The organism is Micromonospora sp. NPDC005197, from assembly GCF_040608295.1.
Lineage (GTDB): Bacteria > Actinomycetota > Actinomycetes > Mycobacteriales > Micromonosporaceae > Micromonospora.
Genome location: NZ_JBEXHY010000174.1, coordinates 1 through 9,121, shown reverse-complemented (window position 1 = coordinate 9,121; position 9,121 = coordinate 1). Strand labels below are relative to the sequence as shown.

General features: G+C 72.2%; 10 protein-coding genes. 5 read left to right on the top strand and 5 right to left on the bottom strand.

Annotated elements, in window-relative coordinates:
* The coding region (locus ABZU46_RS29390) for an acyl-CoA dehydrogenase family protein (protein ID WP_354862832.1) at positions 1-1,308 on the bottom strand (1,308 nt) is incomplete at its 3' end.
* Between the two features lie 129 nt (positions 1,309-1,437).
* Here ABZU46_RS29390 and ABZU46_RS29385 point away from each other — a divergent pair.
* On the top strand, positions 1,438-2,016 hold the full coding sequence (locus ABZU46_RS29385) for a nucleotidyltransferase family protein (RefSeq protein ID WP_354862830.1): 579 nt from the start codon (positions 1,438-1,440) through the stop codon (positions 2,014-2,016).
* A gap of 9 nt (positions 2,017-2,025) precedes the next feature.
* Positions 2,026-2,487, top strand: coding sequence for an HNH endonuclease (locus ABZU46_RS29380; protein ID WP_354862828.1), 462 nt, complete (start codon positions 2,026-2,028; stop codon positions 2,485-2,487).
* Positions 2,488-2,505: 18 nt separating this feature from the next.
* Here ABZU46_RS29380 and ABZU46_RS29375 read toward each other — a convergent pair whose 3' ends face one another.
* Both ABZU46_RS29375 and rox read right to left on the bottom strand, forming a co-directional pair.
* The gene (locus ABZU46_RS29375; RefSeq protein ID WP_354862826.1) at positions 2,506-2,955 is read right to left on the bottom strand and encodes an HIT family protein; all 450 of its coding nucleotides are present in this window, start codon (positions 2,953-2,955) and stop codon (positions 2,506-2,508) included.
* Positions 2,956-3,960: 1,005 nt separating this feature from the next.
* Complete coding sequence (gene rox, locus ABZU46_RS29370) at positions 3,961-5,400, bottom strand: rifampin monooxygenase (protein ID WP_354862834.1); 1,440 nt, start codon at positions 5,398-5,400, stop codon at positions 3,961-3,963.
* A gap of 342 nt (positions 5,401-5,742) precedes the next feature.
* Here rox and ABZU46_RS29365 point away from each other — a divergent pair, with 342 nt between their 5' ends.
* Positions 5,743-5,943, top strand: a complete 201-nt coding sequence (locus ABZU46_RS29365; protein ID WP_354862824.1) for a hypothetical protein — start codon at positions 5,743-5,745, stop codon at positions 5,941-5,943.
* 62 nt (positions 5,944-6,005) lie between these two features.
* Here ABZU46_RS29365 and ABZU46_RS29360 read toward each other — a convergent pair whose 3' ends face one another.
* Positions 6,006-6,992 carry a helix-turn-helix domain-containing protein gene (locus tag ABZU46_RS29360; protein ID WP_354862822.1) on the bottom strand — a complete coding sequence of 329 codons (987 nt, stop codon included), beginning with the start codon at positions 6,990-6,992 and terminating at the stop codon, positions 6,006-6,008.
* An 87-nt stretch (positions 6,993-7,079) separates the two neighbouring features.
* Here ABZU46_RS29360 and ABZU46_RS29355 point away from each other — a divergent pair, with 87 nt between their 5' ends.
* On the top strand, positions 7,080-7,646 hold the full coding sequence (locus tag ABZU46_RS29355) for a maleylpyruvate isomerase N-terminal domain-containing protein (protein WP_354862821.1): 567 nt from the start codon (positions 7,080-7,082) through the stop codon (positions 7,644-7,646).
* A gap of 7 nt (positions 7,647-7,653) precedes the next feature.
* Here the strand turns inward: ABZU46_RS29355 and ABZU46_RS29350 are convergent, their stop codons facing one another.
* The gene (locus ABZU46_RS29350; RefSeq protein ID WP_354862820.1) at positions 7,654-8,151 is read right to left on the bottom strand and encodes a DUF1992 domain-containing protein; all 498 of its coding nucleotides are present in this window, start codon (positions 8,149-8,151) and stop codon (positions 7,654-7,656) included.
* 215 nt (positions 8,152-8,366) lie between these two features.
* On the opposite strand from ABZU46_RS29350, the gene ABZU46_RS29345 reads away from it, so the two are divergent.
* Entirely contained in the window at positions 8,367-9,017 is a 651-nt protein-coding gene (locus ABZU46_RS29345; protein WP_354862818.1) for a LysE family translocator, read from the top strand.
* Positions 9,018-9,121 lie beyond the last annotated feature (104 nt).

The window sequence follows — 9,121 nt, the reverse complement described above, 5'->3', positions numbered from 1 at the left end:
CGCGGCCACCGCCGGACGACCGGTCCGGGCGGCGAGCGTCGCGGCGCGGGCGGCCGGGCCCGGGGCGTACGGGCGCAGCCGCAGCCGCGCGGCCCGCACCAGCGGTTGCGGTGTCCGGGAGTACGCCTCGGCCAGCAGCCGATAGCCGTCACCGGAGCGGTCCGAGCCGGCGGCGAAGCGTTCCAACCGCCACTGCAACTGGTCGAGCAGGATGTGGCGGGTGCCGTCGAACACGCCGTAGAGCAGCACGTCACGGACCCGCGCCGCGTACCCGAACTCCTCGACGAGGGCTCGCGACCCCAGCACCGCGCGGCCCTCGGTGACGGCCTGCTCGGCCAGCTCGCAGCAGGCGTACTTGGCTACGGCGGCGGCGTACGCGGCGGCCGGCCCGAGCGCGTTGATGAGGAACGTGGCCTTCACGGCGGTCGCCGCGACCAGCACGTCGAGGGCCGCCGCCCGGACGAGGTGTTCGGCGATCGCGCCGAGGTGCACGATCGGTTCGCCGTAGACGTCGCGCTCGCGGGCGTACCGCACTGCCTGGGCGAGCGCGCCGCTGGCGGCGCCGGAGGCGAGTGAGCCGATGCCACCCCGTGACAGCGCCAGGGTCAGTTGCAGGATGGTCAGCCCGTCGCCGGGCGCGCCGATCGGTTGGGCCGGGGTGCCGGCGAACCGTACGCCGGAGATGTCGGCGGCAACGGCGGGCAGCGTCCGCCACCGGGGCAGGGCCGTCACCGTGTCGTCGCGTTCGGCGAGAAACAGGCCGAAGCGGTCGGTGTCGGCAAGCCGGGCCAGGGTGACCAGCAGGTCGTGCCGGGTGCCGCCGTTGATCAATTGCTTCTCCCCGGTCAGCCGGTACCCGCCGTCGACCGGGTCGGCGCGGGTGCCGGTGCGGGCCAGGTTGCTGCCGTGCGCCAGCTCGGTGAGCAGCATGGCGGCGGCGCCACCGTCGCGCAGCACCGCGCCCGCCCGATCGCGCTGCTCCGGCGTGCCGGCGATGCAGAGCGGCAGCAGGGCCAGCGCGTTGACCCCGAGCGTGATGGCGAGGCTCCCGCTGTGCCGCGCGGCCTGCGCGTTGAGGGCGTTGACGTGCACGGCGGTGGCGCTGTCGGGGTCGTACACGGCGGCGACGCCGATCTCCCGCAGCTCGGCCAGGACGTCGTCCGGTGGTGTGCGCCCCGCGTCGGCCGCCGCGAGCCGGCGGGCGGTGTCGGGGTGACCCAGGTGACGGGCGATCGCCGGCAGCGGGTCGACCTGGGCCATCGGCAGGGGGCAGAGTCGTTGCCACGCCGACGTCTCGTCCGGTGTCATCCGGCACCTCACCGTAAATACGTGACAGCAGATACGAGATGCATGCTAGCGGTCCCGGCCGACCGGTTCACCCCCGGAAGCCCATCCCGATCCGACGCCGAGGGGCGCGCGGCTGACTACGCTCGGCCCATGGTGACGGCGGGACTGCTCCTCGCGGCCGGCGCCGGGCGTCGACTCGGCATGCCGAAGGCCCTCCTGCCCTACCGGGGGCGACTCCTGGTGGACCACGCGGCGGCGATCCTCACGGCCGCCGGCTGCCAACCGGTCGTGGTGGTGCTCGGCGCGCAGGCCGACCAGGTCCGCTCCCGGACGCGACTGCCGGGCGTGGTGCTCAACGACGACTGGGCGACAGGCATGGGCTCGTCCCTGCGGGCCGGGCTGTCCGCCCTGACGGCCAGTCCGGCCGTGGCCGTCGTGGTCACCCTGGTCGACATGCCCGGCCTCACCCCCGAGGCGGTACGCCGCATTGCCCGCGACGCCACCGCCGACTCCCTCGCCGTGGCCACCTATGCGGACGGTCGACGCGGGCATCCGGTGCTGCTCGGCCGACAGCACTGGGCCGACGCGGCCGAGGCGGCCACCGGAGACCGGGGCGCGCGGGACTACCTGCGGGCCCGGGGCGACGAGGTACGGCTGGTCCCCTGCGCCGACGTCGCCGACGGCACCGACGTGGACCTGCCCGAGCAGGCGGCCCGCCTCCCCGGATAGGGTGACGGCGTGCTCAGCGGGGTCAACGGCCTGTCCCGACACTTCACCGAGGACAGTCTGCGTGAGTATCTGCTGCAGCGTTCGGTCCGGCAGGCCGACGGCTGCCTGATCATCCGCGGCTACGGCTCACAGCGCGGCGTCTACCAGAAGGTCGCCGGCAGAGCCTGGGCGCACATCGCGGCCTACGCCGTCTTCGTCGGCGGGTACGACCCCGACCTGGAGGTCGACCACCTCTGCCCCGCAAAGGACTGCGTCGAGCCCACCCACCTGCGGCAGGTCAGCCACGCGGACAACTGCCGCACGAGAACGCAGACGCCGACCTGCCGCAACGGGCACGAGCGCGAACTCGACGAGTCGACGGGCCGGTACCGCCGCACGTGCCGCGCCTGCAACCGGGACAGCCAGCGCCGCTGGCGCGAACGCCAGGCAGCCGAGGTGGCTCAGGCCCGCTCGGCGTACGTCCCGGGATAGGGCTTCGTCACCAGCTCCTCATCGCGCCGGTTCGAGCTGTGCGCGGAGCGCGGCGGCGATGTCATCCTGCTGCGCCTCGTCAAGGCGGTCACCCTCGGCGGCGTTCAGGTAGCCGAAGACCGCAGGGCCGCGGCGATCAGCCGGGAGATCTGGCATCCGTGGCACCACGTGGAAGTGCACGTGGGCGAAACCTTCCTTCTCGGCGAGCTGGATGACGTAGGTCTTCGCGCACCCCGTCACGGCGTGCAGGGCGCGCGACAGCCGGACCTGCCACGTGCCGAGGCTGGCCGCCTCGGCGTCGGACAGCTCAGCGATCGACGTCACGTGCCGGCGCGGAACGAGCACCAGCCACCCGGGCAAGGTCGAGTCGAACGCGTGGGCGACCCGCCAGTGCTCGTCAGCGGCGACGAGCTCACGGGCCGGCAGGGTGTCGATCCGCCGATTCTGGTCACAGGCGTAGCAGTCCACGGTCGAACACTAATGCCGCGGCCTCCTGCGGTAGAGCCTCGTCAGGCCCGATGGGCACCCGTGACGCCAGCTGTCCGCGCTCCGCGAGGCTGGACAGCAGCCGCGATCTCGCGCGTACACCATCCTGACCCCTTACGCACAATAACTGTCATTATGATGTGCGCACGGTATGCCCCTTTTGTGGGAGTAGATTATCGGATTATCGTTACTGGTAAACCGAAAATGAGCGCCGACTGGCCCGCTGCTCGCTCCTCTACGCTCAGGAGCCGACGACGCCAGAACGCTATGAAGGGGCCTTGGGCTTGCGATTCACGCATCGCGACACCGATGCGGACGCGGTCAACGCGGACCCTCCAGCGGCAGCACCGCGCGATCACCGGCCTGTCGCGGACCGCCGTGACCCAGATCGACCGTGCGAACGCCGCGGCCACGATGCTGCGCGACGGTCTCGACTGGTGCGCGGTTGTCGAGGCGCTGGGGTACTTCGACCAGGCTCACCTGGCACATGCGCTGCGGCGCTACGTCGGGCGCACCGCGCGAGGGCTACGGGCGGGCGACGACCCGACGATGTCGTCCTGTACAAGACCGGCCCGCGGCCGGGCAGCTAGCCTCCGCCTGCCGCACCGGCATCGTCGACGCCGCGCGCCGGCTCAAGGAGCTTCCCGGCCGAGAGCTCCAGGTCCACGGCAGTTGGAGGCTCGTGCAGGCGCTACACCAGGCAGATCATCGCAGGCGCGAAAGCGCGTCTCAGGCCCGCCTGGGCGCTGCCGCGCCGGTAAGCGATATACCTCAGAGGTATGAATATGACTCTGAGGTATATCCCCTTCCAGTGACACACCGCAGTACCCGGTCGTCGTCGGAACCGGGAAACGCCTGTTCTGACGCCCACGACCCTCGGCGTGATCTCCACGGGCGCGTACACCGTGGACGAGGGGCGATCGACGCCAGTCCTCGACTGACGCCGACGCTCGGCCGCCCGCCGCGTGGCGCAACACCGGTCTTCCGTCAGAGTCGGCGACCCTGGTCGGCGGGCTCGCCGAACCAGCGCGACAGGTGATCGTCCAGGTCCTGCTGGTCGTCGCCGATCCAGGCGACGTGACCGTCTGGGCGCATCAGCACACCCGGAACGTCCAGGTCCGCGGTCGGGTCCGCGAGGTGGTCGACCCGGTCTGACCAGCCGCCGACGCTGAGGCGTTCGGTGCGGTCCAGCAGCAGGCCGCGGCCGCGGTGCAGCAGAGCGTAGAGGTTGCCGTGCCGCAGGTCGATGTCGCGCAGGCGGCGGCCGAGCAGGTCGGGGCCCTCGCCGACGTCGTACCGGATCCCGACCCCGGTGATCTTCTCCAGGAGATGGCGGTTCACCTCGTCGAAATCCATCAGTTCGGTGAGCAGCCGGCGTACGGCCTGCGCGCCCGGTTCGCTGGACAGCAGTTCCGTCTGGGCGCGGGTGTTGTCCAGCACGTCCGCGGCGACCGGATGACGTTCGGCCTGATAGGTGTCCAGCAGCGTTTCCGGTGCCCAGCCACGGACCTGCGCGGCCAGTTTCCAGCCGAGGTTGACCGCGTCCTGGACACCCAGGTTGAGGCCCTGCCCGCCGATGGGCGGATGGATGTGGGCGGCGTCGCCGGCCAGCAGCACCCGCCCGACCCGATACAGCTCGGCCAGCCGGGTGGCGTCGCCGAAGCGGGACATCCAGCGTGGGGAGTGCACGCCGAAATCGGTTCCGGCCACGGCCCGCAGTCGTTGTCTGAAGTCCTCAAGCGTGGGCCGTCGCGCGCGGTCGCTGACGTCCGCCGCTGGGACCACGACACTGTAGACGCCGACGCCTGCGGGACGGAGCCAGAATCGCTTATGGGTCTCGCGGATCGTGGCCACCGTGGCGGCGACCTCCTCCGGCGGCACACCCACCTCCATCTCGCCCATCAGCGTCTCGGTGCGCGCGGGCTCGCCGGGGAAACCGACGCCCAGGAGTTTGCGCACCGTGCTGCGCGCGCCGTCACAGCCGACGAGGTAGCGCGTGCGCAGCTGTTGCCCGTCGGACAGCTCGACGGTCACACCCTCGTCGTCCTGCGCGAGACCGGTGACCGCCTGGCCGCGCCGGACCTGCGCGCCCAGATCGATCGCGTGCTGTTCGAGCAGACGTTCGATGACCGGCTGCGGTATGCCCAGCAGATAGGCGTACGCGGAGTCCAGCCCGGTGGGCACGGGCTTGTTGATGGCGGCGAAGAAGCCGGCGGCCGGACGCTTTCGTCCATGCTCGAGCAACCGGGTCAGCAGTCCGCGCATCGCCATCAACTCGAGGCTGCGGATGTGCAGGCCGACGATCCGGACGGCCGAGGTCGGCTCGGTCTCCTTCTCCAGGACGAGAACCCGCACGTCGTGCAGGTGCAGCTCGGCGGCGAGCATCGCACCCGTCGGCCCACAGCCGGCGATGATCACATCGAAGATGGGGCTCGGCGATGAAAGTTCGGAGGCGTCGTTCACGATGGGGTCGCGCCGGCCCGTGTCGGTCGACGGGGGTTCGGCGGTGACGTGCGCGGAGGGCACAGGAGTGGCCTTTCGGGAGTGCCTTGTTGTGAGAGGCGCTCCCGGCGACACCTACGTCAGTCGCCCAAACCGTGACGGCAGGGGGAGCACCCACATCGAACGAGCGTTCATGGGTCTCACCTCCTCGGGCGGTGTCGCGGTCCCCTGCAAGCTACAAGCCCGTACATGATCGCGTCCAGTTCTTTGAACCGGCGCCGCCATCCGCTTGACCCTCGACCCGGTCGAGGCCCGAGCATCGGCGACGTGAACGACCAGCCGGCACCCGATCCGACCATGACCCGCATTATCGAGGCGGTGCAGCTCGGCCAGACCGGCGCACCCGCCCAGGCCCGTGAGCTGCGCGAACACCTGGCGCAGCTACCGGACGACCCGTACGGCGAGACCATCCGCGCCGCTGTCCGTGACTTCGTGGCGGACGACCCGACCGATCGCCGGCGGCGCTAGCGGTTCCGCACACCCGGCCGCCTCGCCACGGTGCAGGGAAGAACGGGCGGCCGGGGAATCAGTCACCGTTCTCGGTGCGCGATGGCCATCCGGTACGCCTGCGGTGAACGTCCGTAGCGAGCACGGAAGAGGCGGCTGAAGTGAGCCTTGTCCGCAAACCCCCAGCGTGCGGCGATGACATGGACCGGCTGGCGCAGGTGCAGCGGGTTGCTGAGATCACGCCGGCACCGCTCCAGGCGCTTGGCGCGGATGAGCTCGGCAGCCGTCGTCGCCTCCCCTTCGAACAGGCGATGCAGCGACCGCAGCGAGATGTGGTGGGCGGCGGCGACGCTACGCGGGCTGAGCTCGGCGCTGTCGAGGTGGCGGTCGATGAAGTCGACGACGCGGGCGCGCAGGGCGGTGTGCCGGGCCTCCGGTGAGAGGGTGTCCTCGATGTCGAGGTGCTGAGCGAGCGTGGCGGCGAGCAGGTCCAGCGTCACGGTGCCCAGGACCTCGGCCTGCGCCGCCTCGTACTGCTCCGGGTGGGCCGCGATGCTGCGCAGGTGGTGGGTCAACAGCCCGCCGACGCCGAGGCGTGCGGGCAGCGGCGTGGCCAGCAGGTGGCGCAGCCGGTCCGGTGCCAACGGCAGCGCCGCGCGGGGTATCTGCACGGTGATCGTCGCGGCGAGACCGGGGCCGTCCGCGCGGTGCCGGGCGATGTACGGGCGCGCGGTGTCCAGCAGGGTGAAATGGCTGGCGGCGACGAGCGTGGTCTCGGTGCGGTCCTGGACCAGGGTGCTGCGACCCGTCAGTGGCAGCGCGAGCTGGTAGATGTCCGCCTCGGCTCGGCGGATCAGCCCGGCGGGCCGGGTGGCGTGCAGCGAGGGGTACCGCAGTGAGGTCAACCGGATCCGGCCGAGGTCGATGGCCTGGGCGTACGCGACGAAGTTGTCCAGCCGTGCGCTGGTGATGTGCGCGGGCGCAGCCTCCTGGGCGACCAGGGCGTACCAGAAATCGAACCGCTCCGGCGGCGGCAGTACCGTCGTGTCCACCACCAGGCTGGGCAACATCCTGTTCGCCTCCCCCGATTGCGAGGATGGATTCTTGCACGGATCGACCTTCCACGGTGCTGGCCACCGGGGCCACGGGTGTCCACGGTGACCGGCGCCGACCTGCGGGAGGCGTCCGACGAGATGACACGGGCGCTGACGCCGCACCGCGAACGCGACTGGTCGGTGCCCGCCGGCACGCTGACGTGGACCTGCTGGACCACCGCGGCGCACATCGCGCACGACCTGCTCGCGTACGCCGGCCAGGTCACCGGCCTCGCACAGGACGGCTACCTGCCGTACGACCTGCGGGTCTCCCCCACCGCGGACCCGGCGCGGGTGCTCGACGTGGCGCGCGCCTGCGCCGGGCTGCTCGCCGTAGCCGTCGACGCCGCCGCACCGGACGCGCGGGCCTGGCACTTCGGCCCCTGCGACCCGGCCGGCTTCGCCGCCATGGGGGTGGCCGAGACGTTGCTGCACACCCACGACATCACCCTCGGCCTCGGTGTGCCGTGGCGGCCGTCGCCCCGACTGAGCGCGCTGGTGCTGCGGCGCCTCTTCCCGGACGCCCCGGCCGGCGCCGCGCCCGACGTGCTGCTGTGGATGACCGGTCGCGGCGAGCTGCCCGGTCGGGCACGGCGCACGTCCTGGACGTGGCGCGCGGCGGTGGACTGATCCGTTCTCAGCCCCGGCGGCGCCAGCGCAGCCACCAGCGCCGGCGGGCTCGGCGGGCCGGCGCGACGGCCGGGTCGGTGACGGTCGCCGGGTCGGTGGCGGTGACCGTTACCTCGGGTCCGGCGCGCTCGGCACGCCAGCGACGGACGACCTCGTCGGCGTTCACCGGCCGCACGGCCACCCGAGGCCCCTCGGGGTTGCGCAGCCAGGCGACGATCTGCGTGTTGAGCTGTCCCACGAAGTCCCGCACGGACTGCTCGGTGGGCAGGCCACGGACCTCGTCGGGGACCTGCTCGATGCGCCGGCGCAGTTGCAGCGGGGTGGGCAGCAGCAGGTCGCTGGGTAGCTTCTCGCGCTCCAGGAAACTCTTGATCCACCACGACTCGTCGTACGGCATTCCGCGCCCGGGGATCGGCTTGCCCATGCCGGGCAGGTTGTCGAACTCGCCGCGTTGCACGGCTCCCCGGATCTGCGCCTCCACGGCCGCGTCCCACGCCTCGGTCACCCTGCGGCACCTCCCCTGGCCACCGTAACGCGCCGCCTCCGGCTCGCGACGACACACGTGCCACAGGTCAGCGCGCCCAGGCGCGTGACCATTCCCGCGAGGTGGTTTTCGCCCGCGCGACCGATTCGCAGGCCACCATCGGTGAGGTGGTCCTGGGCCGGGGTCGTCGGTCGGTCTAGGTTCTCCTCCAGGCGGCGGCGAACGGGGGCAACGTCATGATCGGCACGGGTGCGCTGCTGGGGATCGCGCTGGTGGCGCTGGGACTGGTGCTCACGCCCGGCCCGAACATGGTCTACCTGGTCTCCCGCTCGGTGGCGCAGGGCCGCCGCGCCGGGTTGATCTCGCTGCTCGGGGTGGCCGCCGGGTTCGGCGTCTACCTGGCCACCGCGGTCGCCGGCCTGGCCGCCGTGTTCGTCCTGGTCCCGACGCTGTACGCGGTGGTGAAGCTGGCCGGCGCGGGCTACCTGCTGTGGCTGGCGTGGCGCACGCTGCGCCCGGGCGGCGGGTCGCCGTTCACGCCCGCGCCGCTGCCACCGGACCCGCCGCGGCGGCTGTTCACCATGGGCCTGGTCACCAACCTGCTCAACCCGAAGATCGCCATCCTGTACGTGTCGCTGCTGCCCCAGTTCATCGACCCGGCGCGGGGGCACGTGGCGGCGCAGAGCCTGCTGCTGGGCCTGACCCAGATCACCGTCGCGCTGAGCGTCAACGCGCTGATCGTGCTCAGCGCCGGCGCGCTGGCCGGTTTCTTCGCCCGCCGGCCGGTGTGGCTGCGGGTGCAGCGCTGGGTGACCGGGACGGCCCTCGCGGCGCTGGCCGTGCGCATCGCCGCCGACCGGTCCCGCGCCGCGGTCGCCACGCCCTGACCTGGCGGTCACCGCCCCCGGTGGCGGCGCAGCATCCCGGCGGCCAGCGGCGCGGCGTCCAGGTCACCGGCGGCGAGCCGGGCGGCGAGGGTACGGCGCACCAG